General features: G+C 63.5%; 16 protein-coding genes. 9 read left to right on the top strand and 7 right to left on the bottom strand.

The window, feature by feature from the left end:
• Both VFL62_RS21040 and VFL62_RS21045 read left to right on the top strand, forming a co-directional pair.
• On the top strand, window positions 1-543 hold a 543-nt coding region (locus VFL62_RS21040; RefSeq protein ID WP_414644800.1), incomplete at its 5' end, for an AMP-binding enzyme.
• A gap of 274 nt (window positions 544-817) precedes the next feature.
• Entirely contained in the window at window positions 818-1,093 is a 276-nt protein-coding gene (locus tag VFL62_RS21045) for a hypothetical protein (RefSeq protein WP_325174314.1), read from the top strand.
• A gap of 179 nt (window positions 1,094-1,272) precedes the next feature.
• Here VFL62_RS21045 and VFL62_RS21050 read toward each other — a convergent pair whose 3' ends face one another.
• Window positions 1,273-1,965: a DUF1013 domain-containing protein gene (locus tag VFL62_RS21050; RefSeq protein WP_325174315.1), complete on the bottom strand. Its 693-nt coding sequence runs from the start codon at window positions 1,963-1,965 to the stop codon at window positions 1,273-1,275.
• Window positions 1,966-2,299: 334 nt separating this feature from the next.
• Here VFL62_RS21050 and ispH point away from each other — a divergent pair, with 334 nt between their 5' ends.
• Genes ispH through rnhA form a run of 3 tightly spaced genes read left to right on the top strand, consistent with a single transcriptional unit; the run spans window position 2,300 to window position 4,706 of the window.
• Window positions 2,300-3,265 carry a 4-hydroxy-3-methylbut-2-enyl diphosphate reductase gene (gene ispH, locus VFL62_RS21055; RefSeq protein WP_325174316.1) on the top strand — a complete coding sequence of 322 codons (966 nt, stop codon included), beginning with the start codon at window positions 2,300-2,302 and terminating at the stop codon, window positions 3,263-3,265.
• A 17-nt stretch (window positions 3,266-3,282) separates the two neighbouring features.
• Complete coding sequence (locus VFL62_RS21060) at window positions 3,283-4,251, top strand: homoserine kinase (RefSeq protein ID WP_325174317.1); 969 nt, start codon at window positions 3,283-3,285, stop codon at window positions 4,249-4,251.
• Window positions 4,248-4,706 (top strand): ribonuclease HI, encoded by a 459-nt coding sequence (rnhA, locus tag VFL62_RS21065; protein ID WP_325174326.1) that lies wholly within the window; start codon window positions 4,248-4,250, stop codon window positions 4,704-4,706. Before VFL62_RS21060 ends, rnhA begins: the two co-directional genes overlap by 4 nt.
• Before the next feature lie 101 nt (window positions 4,707-4,807).
• Here the strand turns inward: rnhA and VFL62_RS21070 are convergent, their stop codons facing one another.
• The 6 genes from VFL62_RS21070 to VFL62_RS21095 form a co-directional block, all read right to left on the bottom strand.
• Window positions 4,808-5,293, bottom strand: a complete 486-nt coding sequence (locus VFL62_RS21070) for a peroxiredoxin (RefSeq protein WP_325174318.1) — start codon at window positions 5,291-5,293, stop codon at window positions 4,808-4,810.
• Between the two features lie 223 nt (window positions 5,294-5,516).
• A complete protein-coding gene (locus tag VFL62_RS21075; protein ID WP_325174327.1) occupies window positions 5,517-6,071 on the bottom strand; it encodes a DUF924 family protein in 555 nt (184 codons plus the stop codon).
• On the bottom strand, window positions 6,068-7,753 hold the full coding sequence (locus VFL62_RS21080) for a long-chain fatty acid--CoA ligase (RefSeq protein ID WP_325174319.1): 1,686 nt from the start codon (window positions 7,751-7,753) through the stop codon (window positions 6,068-6,070). Before VFL62_RS21080 ends, VFL62_RS21075 begins: the two co-directional genes overlap by 4 nt.
• 183 nt (window positions 7,754-7,936) lie before the next feature.
• Window positions 7,937-9,328 carry a D-alanyl-D-alanine carboxypeptidase family protein gene (locus VFL62_RS21085; RefSeq protein ID WP_414644801.1) on the bottom strand — a complete coding sequence of 464 codons (1,392 nt, stop codon included), beginning with the start codon at window positions 9,326-9,328 and terminating at the stop codon, window positions 7,937-7,939.
• 191 nt (window positions 9,329-9,519) lie between these two features.
• Window positions 9,520-11,298, bottom strand: a complete 1,779-nt coding sequence (locus VFL62_RS21090; protein WP_325174320.1) for a glucan ABC transporter ATP-binding protein/ permease — start codon at window positions 11,296-11,298, stop codon at window positions 9,520-9,522.
• Window positions 11,299-11,398: 100 nt separating this feature from the next.
• The gene (locus VFL62_RS21095) at window positions 11,399-12,439 is read right to left on the bottom strand and encodes an ABC transporter substrate-binding protein (RefSeq protein ID WP_325174321.1); all 1,041 of its coding nucleotides are present in this window, start codon (window positions 12,437-12,439) and stop codon (window positions 11,399-11,401) included.
• Window positions 12,440-12,834: 395 nt separating this feature from the next.
• Here VFL62_RS21095 and hisE point away from each other — a divergent pair, with 395 nt between their 5' ends.
• The 4 genes from hisE to VFL62_RS21115 all read left to right on the top strand — a co-directional run bounded on the left by hisE (window position 12,835) and on the right by VFL62_RS21115 (window position 15,604).
• Window positions 12,835-13,218, top strand: a complete 384-nt coding sequence (hisE, locus tag VFL62_RS21100; protein ID WP_325174322.1) for a phosphoribosyl-ATP diphosphatase — start codon at window positions 12,835-12,837, stop codon at window positions 13,216-13,218.
• 91 nt (window positions 13,219-13,309) lie between these two features.
• On the top strand, window positions 13,310-13,891 hold the full coding sequence (locus VFL62_RS21105) for a YqaA family protein (RefSeq protein ID WP_325174323.1): 582 nt from the start codon (window positions 13,310-13,312) through the stop codon (window positions 13,889-13,891).
• Between the two features lie 37 nt (window positions 13,892-13,928).
• A complete protein-coding gene (locus VFL62_RS21110) occupies window positions 13,929-14,501 on the top strand; it encodes a hypothetical protein (protein WP_325174324.1) in 573 nt (190 codons plus the stop codon).
• Between the two features lie 134 nt (window positions 14,502-14,635).
• Window positions 14,636-15,604, top strand: coding sequence for a nitronate monooxygenase family protein (locus VFL62_RS21115; RefSeq protein WP_325174325.1), 969 nt, complete (start codon window positions 14,636-14,638; stop codon window positions 15,602-15,604).
• Window positions 15,605-15,918 lie beyond the last annotated feature (314 nt).

Genomic DNA, 15,918 nt, shown 5'->3' on the forward strand with positions numbered 1-15,918 from the left:
ATGCCGCCGGGCTGCCTGCCAACGCTGTGGCAGCAGGACGAGCGATGCAGGGAAGCCTATTTCAGCGAGTTTCCCGGTTACTACAAAACCTCCGATGCCGGCTACATGGACGAGGACGGCTATGTCTTCGTGATGGGGCGCACCGACGACATCATCAACGTCGCCGGTCATCGTCTGTCGACCGGCGGCATGGAGGAGATCCTGGCCTCGCATCCCGATGTTGCCGAATGCGCGGTGCTCGGCATCAAGGATGCGATCAAGGGCGAAGTGCCCTGCGGCTTCCTGGTCCTGAAGGCTGGCGTCACCCGCAAGCCGATCGAGATCGAAAAGGAGATCGTGGCCTTGGTGCGTGACAAGCTCGGTCCCGTCGCGGCCTTCAAGCTGGCGATCACCGTGGGCCGTCTGCCCAAGACCCGCTCGGGCAAGATCCTGCGTGGCACCATCAAGAAGATCGCCGACGGAGAGACATGGACCATGCCTGCCACCATCGAGGACCCCAAGGTACTGGACGAGATCACGGACGCCTTGAAGGGCAGGGGGTAGGCTAGTCCGTCACTGCCCCGTTACGGGACCATCTCTCTCCGTCATGGCCGGGCTTGACCCGGCCATCCACGCCTTTGTTGCCGCAGAAGAACAGGTAAGACGTGGATGCCCGGCACAAGGCCGGGCATGACGAGATGAGAGACGCTGGGTTGCTTCGTCGCTCCAGCGCAAAATTGCTCCGCAATCTTGTCGCGGGCTGCTCGCAATGACGATGCGGCGGCTTACAAATCCCACAATTCGGGGTACACGTTTCTCCGACATGACGGGATTTCGCATGCGGTTTTCGACGTTAACGCTTCCGGTGTCGCTCGTGCTGGCGGCGCTCGCGCTCTCGGCCTGCGCTCATCGCGGCGAGGCGCCGGCGAGCGCAGGCCTCACCGAGGACGACGACGCCTTCTGCCGGAAGGGCGGCCAGGTCGCGCCCGGCTCGCCCGACTATGTCAACTGCCGTAGGGATCGCGACGTCCAACGCTCCAATGCGACTTCGCGCGCCGACCGGAAGCAGCGCGACCTCGGCGAATACATGCTGAACAATCCGACCCGGCCTTGAATGCAGGCAGCCCGTAGGCGGGCGGCCTGTGCGGAGATATTGGCTCTCTCCGCCGTCATTGCGAGGAGCACAGCGACGAAGCAATCCATCCTGTCTTTGTGCCAAATGGATTGCTTCGCGGAGCCTGTCATCGGGGGCGCATTCGCGCGTCCCGTTGGCTCGCAATAACGGTCGTGATGCTATTCCTCTTCCGCCTTCTTGCCGCCGATCGTCTTGAGCTTGGCGAACACCGCATCGACGTTGAGATCGTCGGAGCTCTTTTCCGTCGTCTCGAATTCCGGCTCCTTGCGCGTGGTCTCGGAGGCCGGCAGCAGCGTCGGGCCGCCATGGCCGATATCGGTCGGCTTTTCCTTGGCGGCGCGCTGCACCTCGAAATCGAGTTCGATCTGCGAGCACAGCCCGAGCGTCACCGGATCCATCGGCGTCAGCGTCGAGGCATTCCAGTGGGTGCGGTCGCGGACGCTGGCGATCGTGGTCTTGGTGGTGCCGACCAGACGCATGATCTGGGCGTCTTTCAGTTCGGGATGGTTACGCACCAGCCACAGGATCGCGCTCGGCCGCTCGTGCCGGCGCGAGACCGGGGTGTAGCGCGGGCCCTTCTTCTTGGCCTGCGGCGGCAGGGTCACCTTGCTCTCGGCGATCCTCAGCCGGTAGTTCGGATCCTTTTCGCCCTTTTCGATCTCGTCGCGGGTCAGTTGCCCGGTCGAAATCGGGTCCATGCCCTTGATGCCCTGGGCGGCATCGCCGTCGGCGATGGCGCGAACCTCCAGCGGGTGCATTTTGGTGAAATCCGCCACCTGATCGAAGGTCAGGGCGGTATTATCGACCAGCCACACGGCGGTTGCCTTCGGCATCAGCGGTGCATTGCTCATGGCAAATCTCCGTTGCGCTTCGCCCACCTCTCGGAGGCGAAGCCGTGGTCATCAACGATGACGGGAATTGCGCCCCTTATAAGCCGTCCCGGACGGCGAGTGAAGTGGATTTGACATTCCGCTCCTCACTTGGGCACGGGCTCGCAAACTTCGCAAAAGTGGTCGCCAAAAAGGGTTGCGAGCCTCAGAATCGGGTTAATGGCGCAATGGCTTGCCCTTGACAGGGAGACAAAGCCGTCCCAAGTCCTTCTACGGAAATCCCTTTGAATCGACCGTTCCACGACCCCTCCGCCATGGTTAAGGCTCAGGGCGCCAAGCCGGTCCGAGGCCCCCAATGCCAGCCAAACCACCCCTGAAAATCGTGCTTTGTTCTCCGCGCGGCTTCTGCGCCGGCGTGGTCCGGGCCATCGATACCGTCGAGCGGGCGCTCGCGATCTATGGCGCCCCGGTCTACGTCCGCCACGAGATCGTGCATAACCGATATGTGGTGGACAGCCTGAAAACCAAGGGCGCCATTTTCGTCGAGGAACTGGCCGAAATCCCCGACAATACCAATGCGCCAGTGGTGTTCTCGGCCCACGGGGTTCCGAAGTCCGTTCCGGCCGAGGCCCAGACCCGTAATTTCTTCTCGCTGGACGCGACCTGTCCGCTGGTCACCAAGGTGCACCGCGAGGCGGCGATCCATTTCAAGCGCGGCCGCGAAATCCTTTTGATCGGCCACTCGCATCACCCGGAAGTCGTCGGCACGCTCGGCCAGTTGCCGCAAGGCGCGGTGACGCTGATCGAGACCGCCGAGGACGCCGAAACCTTTGTCCCGAAGGACCCGAATAACCTCGCTTTCGTGACGCAGACCACGCTGTCGATCGACGACACCGCCGAAATCGTCGCGGTGCTGAAGGGGCGTTTTCCGAACATCTCCGGGCCGCACAAGGAAGACATCTGCTATGCGACCACCAACCGCCAGCTCGCGGTGAAGAAGGTCGCGCCGGTGGTCGATGCGCTGATCGTGGTCGGTGCGCCGAACTCCTCGAACTCGCAGCGTCTGCGCGAAGTCGCCGAACGCGAGGGCTGCAGAATCGCAATTCTGGCGCAACGCGCCAGCGACCTCGACTGGTCGCGGTTCAACGGCATCAAGAGTCTCGGCATCACGGCCGGCGCTTCGGCGCCCGAGGTGATCGTCGAGGAGATCATGGGCGCCTTTGCCGAACGCTACGAGTTGCATGTGGAGACGGTGTCGGCTGCGGAAGAAAACGAGTTCTTCCCGCTGCCGCGTTCGCTGCGGCCAGACGCTGCCGAATAATTTCGGGGTAAGCGCACATGGCGGTCTACACCGACGTCGCCGCCGATGAGCTTGCGGACTTCCTGAAAAACTACGAGATCGGCGAACTGTTGTCCTACAAGGGCATCGCCGAGGGCGTCGAGAATTCGAATTTCCTGCTGCATACCACCTCGGGTTCTTTCATCCTGACGCTGTATGAAAAGCGCGTCGCCTTGGGCGATCTGCCGTTCTTTCTCGCCTTGATGACGCATCTCGCCTCGCGCGGGGTGAACTGCCCGCAGCCGGTGAAGGACAGGACCGGCGAGGCGCTGCGCACGCTCGCGGGGCGGCCGGCGGCGATCATCACCTTTCTCGAGGGCATCTGGCCGCGCAAGCCCAATGCCGCCCACTGCGCCGGCACCGGCAAGGTGCTGGCCGAGATGCATCTGGCGGGCGCGGACTTTACGATGTCGCGGGCGAATGCGTTGTCGGTTTCCGGATGGCGGCCGCTGTTTGCGCAGGCCGAGGCGCGCGCCGACGAGGTGCAGCCGGGTTTACGCGATTATCTCGCGGCCGAACTCGATTATCTCGAGAGCGGCGTCTGGCCGCAGCAGTTGCCGCAAGGCGTCATTCACGCCGACCTGTTTCCGGACAACGTGTTCTTTCTCGAAGAACGTGTGTCGGGAATTATCGACTTCACCTTCGCCTGCACCGATATGCTGGCCTATGACGTCGCGATCTGCCTGAACGCCTGGTGTTTTGAACCCGATTGCTCGTTCAACGTCACCAAGGCGCGCGCGCTGCTCTCGGCCTATGGCCGCGAGCGGCCGATGTCGAAGACCGAAGAAGACGCGCTGCCGCTGCTCGCGCGGGGTTCGGCGTTGCGTTTCCTGCTGACGCGGCTGGTCGATTTCCTCAACGTGCCGAAGGGCGCGCTGGTGCGCCCCAAGGATCCCCTCGAATACGTCCGCAAGCTGCGTTTTCATCAAAGCGTGTCGTCGATCCGCGATTACGGCGTGTTGGCCTGACGCAAATGGCGCTTCCCCAGGTCACCATCCACACCGACGGCGCCTGCTCGGGCAATCCCGGCCCCGGCGGCTGGGGCGCTATTTTGAAGTTCGGCGACGTCGAGAGGGAGATGAAGGGCGGGGAAGCCCATACCACCAACAACCGCATGGAGCTGATGGCGGCGATCTCGGCGCTCGAAGCGCTGAAGAAGCCTTGCACGGTCGATCTCTATACCGACAGCCAATATGTGCGCCAGGGCATCACGGGTTGGATCCATGGCTGGAAGAAGAACGGCTGGCGCACCGCCGACAAGAAGCCGGTGAAGAATGCCGAGCTGTGGCAGCGCCTCGATGAAGCACTGAAGCCGCACGAGGTCCGCTGGCACTGGGTCAAGGGCCATGCCGGCCACGATGAGAACGAGCGCGCCGATCAGCTTGCGCGGGACGGCGTCGCGATGGCGCGGCTGAAGGGGTGACGGCTATGTGGTCATTCCGGGATGGTGCGTTAGCACCAGACCCGGAATCTCGAGATTCCGGGTTCGCTCGTTGCACTCGCGCCCCGGAATGACTGAGAGGCTCAGAGCTGTCCCAACAGCGTATCGCCGCCGGAAACTTCGACCTTGCCCGGCGCCGGCTCGAGGTTGAGCTTCTTGACGACGCCGTCTTCCACCAGCATCGAGTAGCGCTTGGAACGAATGCCGAGCCCGTTGCCGGAGGCGTCCAGCTCCATGCCGATCGCCTTGGTGAAATCGGCATTGCCGTCGGCGAGGAAGGTGGCCTCGTCGCGCTGGTCGGTGTCACGCTTCCAGGCGTTCATCACGAAGGCGTCGTTGACCGAGACGATGGCGATCGTATCCACGCCTTTGTCCTTGATGGCATAGGCGTTGAGGAAGATGCTCGGCAGATGCATCTTGTGGCAGGTGCCGGTATAGGCGCCGGGCACCGCGAACAGCGCGACCTTCTTGCCTTTGAAGATATCGTCGGTGGTCCGGACCTGAGGGCCGTCCGCCGTCATCACGCGAAACTTGGCCTCGGGCAGCTTGTCGCCAACTTTGATCGTCATCGTCAAATCTCCTCAAATGATGCGGGTGGTTTCTTAGACCGGCGGATTTCGTGGCACAATATTCAAGCCTGTCGAAACGGCAACGGGTTCGCCTGTTCACCGTTCCGTCATCGGCCCGGCGCCGGCCGCATGATCCGGAAATGATGTGCAGCCGGTTCATCGAAAAGATCACGCTCAATCAAACGACTAACGGGCCGTGACCGACGATCGGCATCATCGCGCTTTAGCCCGAAAACCCGCCGGCGTCGAGAAAGGCCTGCTCGTCCGGCGTGGTGAGGCGCCCGAGCGCGCCATTGCGATGCGGAAAGCGCCCGAAGCGGCGGATAATGTCGGCATGTTCTTCGGCATAGCGCAGGTTTTCTCGATCATCGCCGGCCTGAAACAGGATGACGCAGCGGATCTGGTCGGCGAGTTCTTCCGAATGCATGAACGGCAGATACAGAAATTGCCGCATCGGCGGCTGGACTCGCTGGTCGACGCCCCGCCCAAGCGCGCGGGCCGCCACCTCGCGGGCGCGCCCATCGCTTGCAAAGGCTTGCGCTGTGCCGCGAAACATATTGCGCGGAAACTGGTCGAGCACGATGACGAGCGCCAAGGTGCCGTCGTCGCTGTCCTCCCAGGATGACAGCCGGCCCGCGACGGCTTCCTGCCATAAATCCAGGAAACGCTCGCGCAGGCTTGCATCGAACGCATCGTCGCGCGTGTACCAGCGCTCGGGACCGGCCTCGCGCCAGAAGGCCAGGACGTCGCCGGGACCGCTGGTGGCCGGGTCTGTCAGGCTGCCGCCGCCTTGGTCTCCTCGCGCAGCTCGCGGCGCAGGATCTTGCCGACATTGGTCTTCGGAAGCGCGGTCCTGAACTCGATCTGCTTCGGCACTTTGTACGCGGTGAGCTGCGTGGTGCAGAACTTGACGACGTCCTCGGCCGAGAGGTTTTGATCCTTCCTGACGATGAAGGCCTTGACCGCTTCGCCGGATTTGGCGTCCTCCACGCCGATCACGGCGCATTCGAGCACGCCCGGGTGGCTTGCGATCACTTCCTCGATCTCGTTCGGATAGACGTTGAAACCGGAGACCAGGATCATATCCTTCTTGCGGTCGACGATCTTGGTGTAGCCGTCCGGTCCCATGACGCCGATGTCGCCGGTGCGGAAGTAGCCGTCAGCGGTCATTACCTTTGCGGTCTCATCCGGCCTGTTCCAGTATCCGGCCATCACCTGCGGGCCCTTGGCGCAGATTTCGCCGGGCTCGCCGAGCGGCACTTCCTTGCCCTCATCGTCACGGATCGAGATCCAGGTCGAAGGGACGGGAATGCCGATCGAGCCGGTGAAGCGATCGACGTCGGCAGGATTGCAGGTCAGGGTCGGCGAGGTTTCCGACAGCCCATAGCCCTCCGACAACGGACAGCCGGTCACGGCCAGCCACTTCTCGGCGACCGGCTTTTGCGTCGCCATGCCGCCGCCGAACGATGTCTTGAGTTTGGAGAAATCGAGCTTGTCGAAGCCGGGCGTATTCAAGAGGCCGTTATAGAGCGTATTGACCGCCGGGAAGCTGTTGACCTGATACTTCGACAATTCCTTGATGAAGCCCGGCATGTCGCGCGGATTGGGGATCAGCAGGTTGACGCCGCCGGCGCGCATCGCGAGCAGGTAACAGGCGGTCAGCGCAAAGATGTGATAGAGCGGCAGCGCGCAGACGATGAAGATCTGATCGACGACAGGCGGCTTCTTCAGCGCCGGCTGCAGCCAGGCATCGTTCTGCAGCACGTTGGCGAGGATGTTGCGATGAAGCAGCGTCGCTCCCTTGGAGACGCCGGTGGTGCCGCCGGTATATTGCAGGAAGGCGACGTCATCGGGCATCAGCCGCGGCTTCTGGAACGTCATGGTCCGGCCTGCGGACAGCGCATCGTTGAATGAAACGGCGCGCGGGATCGAATAGGCCGGCACCATCTTCTTGACGCGGCGCACCACCAGATTGACCAGCACGCCCTTCAGCCCGAGCAGGTCGCCCATGCTGCCGACAATGACGTGCTTGACGGAGGTCTTGCCCATCACCTGCTGCACCGTGGTGGCGAAATTTTCCAGCACGATGATGGCCTCGGCCCCGGAGTCCTTGAGCTGATGCTCGAGCTCACGCGGCGTGTAGAGCGGGTTGACGTTGACGACTGCATAGCCCGCGCGCAGCACGGCGGCGGTGGCGATCGGGTATTGCAGCACGTTCGGCATCATCAGCGCGACGCGGGCGCCCTTCTGCAATCCCTTGCTCTGAAGATAGGCCGCCAGCGCCAGCGACATTTCGTCGAGGTCGCGATAGGTGATCGACTTGTCCATGCAGATGAAGGCCTTGCGTTCGCGGAATTTCGCAAAGCTTTCCTCGAGCAATTCGACCAGGGATGAATATTGGGTCACATCGATATCGGCGGGTACGCCGGCCGGATATTGCTTGAGCCAGATGCGCTCCATGTCACTTCCCTCTCGGTTCGTTCCCTCGGATATTTTGCCCGCTTCTTGCGGCGGGACATCTTATTTTGGGCAATATTGGGCGCTGCAGCCGCCGATGGCAAGCCGCCGCCAGACCTGACGGTTAAAGGGCGCGAAAAAGTTGCCCGCTGCGAGCGGGCCTGATCGGCCGCTCTTGCCGGCCGATCAGCTGTTCTTGGCGTCGCTGGCTTTCGGCTTGGCGGGCTTGGCGACCGACTTCGGCTTCGTCGACTTGTCGGCGGCAGGCTTGTCGGCCGTCTTCGCATCCGGCTTGGCATTCGCGTGCTTGGCCGGTTTGGTCGAAGCCGATTTGGCGCTCGTATCGTCCGGCGCCGCTTCGGGCGGACGCTTGACCGCATGCCGACCCTTCTTGCCACGATGACGCGCCGCGGCGGCGGCATCGTCAGCGGCGGTATCGGCGGCAACCGCCGCGATCAGCGCCGCACCGGTCCGGGTCGGGCCGGTATAGACCGGGATCGGTTCGGATGCCGCGGGTGCCATCGCCAGCAACTCCGACGGCTTCATGGCCGGCGCCTGGCCGGTTGCGAAGAAGGCGAGCGCCGGCGAACCTCCCCCAGCGCCGTTGGCGGCCGTGGTGTCTTGATCCTCGTCGCTGGCGGGGCGGTGACGTTTGCCGTTGCACATCTCGTCGCGCAGGTCCGGCGGCGAGGCATCGATCGGCGCCAGCGCATCCACCGTGCCGAGCGAGGGCTTCAGCCACGACAGCTGGTCGTTGGAGAAGCCGCGGTCGAGCAGCTGAATCGCCTTGACCGCGCGCGCCTGGCCGGACGAGGCGCCGAGCACGACCGCGATCAGCCGCTTGCCGTTGCGCGTTGCGGACGCCACGAGATTATAGCCGGCGGCGCAGATGAAACCGGTCTTGAAGCCGTCGGCGCCGGGATAGCGGCCGATCAGCTTGTTGAAATTCTGCGTGATCCTGCGGCCATAGCGGATCGAAGGAATGTGGACGAAATATTCGTATTCCGGCAGATCCTTGATGATGGCGCGCGCCAGGATCGCAAGGTCGCGCGCCGAGGTGATCTGGCCATCGGCCGGCAGGCCGTTCGGATTGACGTAGCTCGTCTGCGTCATGCCGAGCCGCTGCGCGTTCTGATTCATCAGCGCGGAAAACCCGTCGATCGAACCGCCGACGCCTTCGGCAAGCACCACTGCCATGTCGTTGGCCGACTTCACCAGCATCATCTTGAGCGCGTTGTCGACAGTGACCTGCGTGCCGGGCCGAAAACCCATCTTCGAGGGTGACTGCGAGGCTGCGGTCGGCGACACCGTGAGCAGTGTGTCGAGCGTGATGCGTCCTTCCTTGACCGCCTTCAAGGTCACGTAGGCGGTCATCAGCTTGGTAACCGATGCCGGGTACCACGGGTAGGTCGCGTTCTCCGCCTGCAGCACCTTGCCGGTATCGGCTTCGACCAACAGCAGCGCTTCGGCGTTGGCGTGGCCGCTCGCGCCAAGCGCGAGCGCCGAGACAAGCGCGATCGAACACAGCGAGGATCTGACCAGACGAGATTTGAAGCGTGACGGGCGATGAAAAAGCACTATCCGATTCCGGTCCTTTGAGACCCGCCTTCAGGGAAGGAGGTCCTCATCAACTGACATTCGGGTTTCAAGCGTGTCCGGCGGCGGTCGCCAACCTATACCGGCTCACCATGGAGGCTCAACAGCTAATTCGGCGGCGATCGGGGCCGAATTTCGACGGTACTTCCGTCTTGACGGCGACGTGATGCGTTTCACGGCGCGCGAAGGCTGGCGCGCGCGCTTTCCTGCACCATGAACTGAGCCTTCGCCAATTCGGCGAAACGGCCGCCTTTCGCCACCAGTTCCTCGAAAGTTCCGCTTTCGATCACCCTTCCGCCATCGAACACCAGGATCAGCGTGGCGTTGCGAATGGTCGACAGGCGGTGGGCGATAACGAAGGTCGTGCGGCCCTTCATCACCTCGTCGAGCGCGGCGTTGAGCTTGGCCTCGGTCACCGCATCGAGCGCCGATGTCGCTTCATCGAGGATCAGGATCGGCGGGTCCTTGAGCAGCGCGCGCGCGATCGACAGCCGTTGCCGCTCGCCGCCCGACAGCATCCGTCCGCGCTCGCCGGCATTGGTGTCGAAGCCGCGCTCGCTGCGCTCGATGAATTCGAGCGCTTGCGCGCGGCTGGCGGCGAGCCGCAGTTCCTCGTCGGTCGCGTCCGGCTTTCCGACCCGTAAGTTGTCGGCAATGCTGCGGTTGAACAACAGCGCCTCCTGGAACACCACGCCGATGTTCCGCCGCAGCGCCGCCAGCGTCAGGCCGCGCACGTCCATGCCGTCGATCTTGATGAAGCCGGATTGCGGATCGAAGGCGCGATGCAACAGAGCGATCGCGGTGGATTTGCCGGCGCCGGTCGGGCCGACCAGCGCGATGGTCTGGCCGGGCAGCGCGGTGAAGGAAAGGTCTTCGACCGCAGGCCGCTTGCCGTCATAGGAAAACGAAACATCGTTGAATTCGACCAGGCCCGAGAGACGCCCGGTGTCGATCGCATCGGGACGGTCGCGCACCGCCGGCACCGCGTCGAGCACGTTGAAGAACTCGGTCAGCCGCGGCGCCTCCATGAACACGTTGTTGATGAAGCTCACCACCTGCTCGAGCCGCTGGATCAGCATCGTCGCGAACGAGACGAACATCACGATCTCGCCGACCGTGGTCAGGCCCTGTTCGTGCAGAACGATGCCGACGGTGAAGATCGCCAGAATCGTGATCGTGGTCGAGGCCTTCGTGATCACGGTCACCAGCGCCCACCACGACAGCACCGGCATCTGGGCCGCGAGCAATTTGTCCGCGACCGAGCGCACGCCCTGGACCTCGGCGTCGACCCGCACGAAGCTCTGGACCAGCGCGACATTGCCGAGCGCGTCGGAGGCGCGCGCCGACAGATCGCCGTAATAGGTCTCGACGTCGTTCTGCATGCCGTAGGTCTTGCGGACCACCAGCGTCGTGAGCACGGTGAAGATCACGCAGAGCACGAACAAGAGGATCGCAAGCCGCCAGTTGATGTAGAGCGCCAGCGGCAGCAGCACGACCAGCGAGAGGATCGCGGCAAAATGCTCGCGGAAAAATCCGAGCCAAAGGCGCCACAATGCATCGGTGCCGTTGAGCATCACCTTCATCAGCCGCCCCGAATGGGTGCCGGTGTGGAAGGTGAGGGGCAGTTGCATAATGTGTTCGAAATAGCTCGTCAGCACGGCCTGGCGCTGGCGGTGCGCCAGGCGGTCGGCCTGTAGCGCCACGAAGGCGCCGCAGAGAATCGTGAACAGGCCGAACGCCGCCCAGGCCAGCAGCATCGGCCAGGCCGACGATGAACCGAAGGCGCCGCCGGCCGGCTTGCCGGAGAGCGTATCGACGATCTTGCCGAACAGCACGGGTTCGGCGAACTGGGCCGCGGCGAGCAGAAGATTGGCGCCGGCCAACAGCCAGCCCAGCCTCGCTTCCTTGCCGAGCAGATTGAGCACGCGCGCGTATAGACGAAGCAAAGACATACGACCTTGGCACCAGCGGGAGAGCTTTCGACCCACAAGCATCTTAATCAGGGATCGTTACGAAGAACCAGCTTTCCGTTCTGCTGGTGTGGAATTCCGCTCAGTTGATCAGGCGGTCGCCGCGCGGGGGCAGAAAGCGGTCGTCGAAAATATCCGATGCCTGCGGGCGCTTTGCGAACTTGAAACCCTCGCCGACCTGGTCGATCGACCGCTCGAGCCGGGCGGGATCGACTCCGCCGAGGCCGTTGCGGTTGACCTCGTCGGTCATGATGTTGTCGCGGACCACGGCATGGAGGCGTTCGAGTTCCAGATCGCGCGAACCGTCCTCCATCCGGGTGAGAACCTGGTCGACCGCGTGGCCCTCGTCGCGAATGGCGAGGCTGGTGCCGGCAATCAGCGCCCGGACGAAGCCCTTGACTGCCTCGGGCCGCTTGGCGGCGAAGTCGGGATTGACGATCACGGCGAAGCCGTAGGCGTCACAGCCATAGTCGGCGAAGCGCAGCACGGCGAGATCGTCGGCGGGCACGCCGCGATCGCGCAAATTGACCGCCGACTGGAACGAAAATCCGGTGACGGCGTCGACCTGCCCGGCCGACAGCATCGGCTCCCGGACCGCAGCGCTGATCCGGCTTTGCTTGACGTGACTGAGCGGGATGCCGTTTTGCCGGGCGAGCGCCGGCCACAGCCCGGCGGAAAGATCGCTGTCGGCGACACCGAGCGTCTTGCCCTCGATGTCGGCGAGCACGTGGATGCCCCGGCTCTTGCGGGCGACGATGGCATAGGGCGCCTTGTTGAACAGCACAAACACCGCTTTCAGCGGCGCCGCGTTTTGGCTGCGGAATCGAATCAGCGCGTTGAGGTCGACAAAGGCAAACTCGCTGGCGCCGGACGCGACCCGCGCAATCGCTTCCGGCGAGCCGGCGACCGTGTTGACGCTGACGGCAAGACCCTGGGCGGAAAACAGTCCGTCGGTCATGGCGAGGAGCAACGGCGCCTCGGCGGCGTTGACCGGACGGTCGAAGGAGAGCGTGACCGGAAGCGGGTGTGCGCCCTCGGCGCGGCTGACCCCGGCGCCCAGCCCGGCGAGGCTGAGCGAGAGGCCCAACAGGCAGCAGGCGAACAGGGTTTGAATTACGCGCATCGGCATCACACCAAACCGAGGGCCACTTGCGGCGCTGGATATGTCGGTTTCATGACACCGCCCGCGGCCTCCGTCGCATTGTGACAGGGCCAACCTTAACCGCAGATGAGCGACGATGGTTGCAGTCCGGTGAGCGGCGCCGGTTTTTCCGCCTGGCGTTCACATCTGTGAGATAGGCACGCGGTCCGTACTATTACGGCGGTGACGCCAAAGCGCGCTGTCGGTATGGCTAAGGCGCGCAAGACAGGCAGGCGGTGCGGTAACCCGCGCGCTGTCTTGTCGGCACCTTCAAATCTCACGACCGAGTTAAGTCGCTGGTCACCGTGGCCGGTGGTTTTCCCGTTGTTGTGAGGCCGTTAACACGCTGGCGAGCGGATTGGTTTATTTTTGGACACATGAGTGATTCGCTGGAAAGGCTCTATCAGGCGGTCATCGCGGCCAAGGATCTCGATCCTCAGGTCTCGCGAACGGCACGGCTGTTTCAGCGCGGTCCCGACAAGATGGCCAAGAAGCTTGCCGAAGAGGCCATCGAAGTCGTCATCGACGCGGTCAACGGCAAGACCGATGCGGTCATCCGCGAGAGCGCCGATCTGCTCTACAATCTGACCGTGCTGTGGGCCTCCGCCGGCGTGCGTCCCGAAGACGTCTGGAACGAGATGGAACGGCGGGAGCATCTGCTTGGCATCGCCGAGAAGATGCCGAAGACGCCGGTCAAGGTTCCCGCCTCCCGGCGACCGATTGTCGCGCTCGAAGGCCGGGCGCTCCGCAAGCGCCACTAACATCGACGTCCCCGAACCTTATCCCTTCCAGGCGCGGCAAAACCGTCCCGTGGTGGATGGACAAACCGCCTGCGTGATGCTTCATCGCGGCATGCTCAGACGTATCTACGATTGGTGTATCGACGCCGCCGACAAGCCTTACGCCCTTTGGATCTTGGGCGCGGTTGCTTTCGCCGAAAGCTCCTTTTTCCCGATCCCGCCCGACATCATGCTGCTGCCGATGTCGCTGGCACGGCCGGCCCGGGCCTGGCTGTTTGCCGGCCTGTGCACCATCGCCTCGGTGGCCGGCGGCGTGCTCGGCTACGCCATCGGCGCGCTGCTCTATGACTCGCTCGGGCACTGGCTGATCAATCTCTACCACCTCGGCGACAAGGTCGAAGCCTTCCGCGCCTCCTACGCCGAATGGGGCAGCGTCATCATCCTGCTGAAAGGGTTGACGCCGATCCCCTACAAGCTCGTCACCATCACCTCCGGCTTTGCGGGCTACAACATCTGGCTCTTCATCCTGTGCTCCATCGTCGCCAGGGGAGGGCGGTTCTTCGTCGTCGCGATCGTGCTCAACCGCTATGGCGACTTCATCCGCGCCGAAATCGAACGACGCCTCGGGCTTTGGCTGACGGCGTTCGTCGTCCTGCTGGCGGCGGGCTTCGTCATCGCCGTCAAACTGGTCTGACGTCATGTCATGCGCCGCAAGCGGGTTGTCCTGATCCATGCTTGAGCGATCCAGCCCCCTGCTGCCCGGCGGAAAGATTGCGCTAGCTGTGCTGGTTGGGATGCTCGTGGCGACGAACGGCTGGTCGCAAAGCCCGCCGCCCGCATCTCTCGTGGAACCGGCTCAGCCGCCGGCAAGTCCGCAAGTCCAGCCGGCGCCGCCGGGCGTTGCTCCGACGGCGCCCGCGCCGGCCGAAAATCCGGGCCTGTTCAACGAAATGGGCAAGGCGCTGGAAAAATCGCTCTCGATCCTGCCGACGCTCAAGAGCCCGAGCGAGACGCTCGACGGTCTCAAGGACGCGGCGAAAAATGCGAGCGAGGGCCTGTCGCGGCTGGCCGGCCCTTCGTCGATGGCGGAGGGGCGCGTGAAGTGTCCGGTTGCTCCGAACGGCGTCTCGGACTGCAAGGCCGCGGCCGACAGGCTTTGCCAGAGCAAGGGGCTGAAGCAAGGCAAGAGCCTGTCGACGGATTCGGTCGAAGCCTGTTCGCCAAAAGTGCTGATCCCGGGCCGTACCCGCAAGCCGGACGATTGCCGGACCGAAAACTTCGTCACCCGCGCATTGTGCCAGTAGCCGCACCCCCTCCCGAGAGTTCGGGGATGGCATGACGCTGCTTCCAGACGCGATTGCCTTCTTGATATGATGTCTGGCATCTTTTCACCGGAAGATTTGGAATTTCCCGCCAGCCGGAATACGAGGATCTGTCGATGTCCATGCCTGCGCTGTTCAAGGGCCGCCTCTCCATCCCGGTGATCGGGGCGCCGCTGTTCATTGTCTCCGTGCCCGATCTCGTGATCGCGCAATGCAAGGCCGGCATCGTCGGCGCATTTCCGGCGCTGAATGCCCGCCCGGCTGAACTGCTCGACGAGTGGCTGACGCGCATCAAACAGGAGCTCGCCGCCCATGATGCCGCCCATCCCGAGCGGCCATCGGCGCCGTTTGCGGTCAACCAGATCGTGCATCGGTCGAACAACCGGCTCGAGCACGATCTGGCGCTCTGCGAGAAGCACAAGGTGCCGATCATTATCACCTCGCTCGGCGCGCGTGAGGAGGTCAACGAGGCCGCGCATCGCTGGGGCGGCATCGTCTTTCACGACGTGATCAACCAGAAATTCGCCCACAAGGCGGTCGAGAAGGGCGCCGACGGCCTGATCCTGGTCGCGGCCGGCGCCGGCGGCCATGCGGGCGTGATCTCGCCGTTCGCCTTCGTGGCGGAGACGAGGGCCTGGTTCGACGGCCCGATCGCGCTGTCGGGGGCCATCGCCAATGGCCGCGCGATCCGCGCTGCACGGCTGCTGGGAGCCGACTTCGCCTATATCGGCTCGGCCTTCATTGCCACCAGGGAGGCCAATGCCGTCGAGCGCTACAAGGAAATGGTCGTGGCCTCAGGCGCGGAAGACATCGTCTATTCGAATCTCTTCACCGGTGTGCATGGCAACTACCTCAAGCCCTCGATCGTCGCCGCCGGCATGGACCCGGACAACCTGCCGCAGTCGGATGCCTCGAAGATGAGTTTCGGGACAGATAGCTCCGGCGAGCGCGTCAGGCCGAAAGCCTGGAAGGAAATCTGGGGCTCGGGTCAGGGCATCGGCAGCGTCCGCGCGGTGATGCCCGCGACTGAGCTGATCGCGCGCCTCAAAAAGGAATACGACGAAGCGTTCGATCCACCGCTGTAACGGCGCTCGCTGCAAAGCGCGCCGCAAGGCAGAGCGCGACAAAAGGGGCGTTGCAGTTCTACCCTGCGCTCGGCGGTTTGCCCCTGAGCTTCGTCCGGGCGGCCTTGATGGCTAGCAACAGGTCGGGGGACCATATCGCAATCCAGTCAGGGATATAGGCAAGCAAGAAGACAGCGACAAATGACGCGCTGATCGCGATGTCTTGTGGGATGTCACGCAGCCTCATGAACTCATAGTATCACTGAGGTTGCCGGTGTCCCAATTCACAAGTTCGGGTCTCTTGATTAGGTCTGCGCCGGCAAACGTACGGCGTT

Source organism: Bradyrhizobium sp. (genome assembly GCF_035701725.1).
In the GTDB taxonomy this organism is placed as follows: Bacteria; Pseudomonadota; Alphaproteobacteria; order Rhizobiales; family Xanthobacteraceae; genus Bradyrhizobium.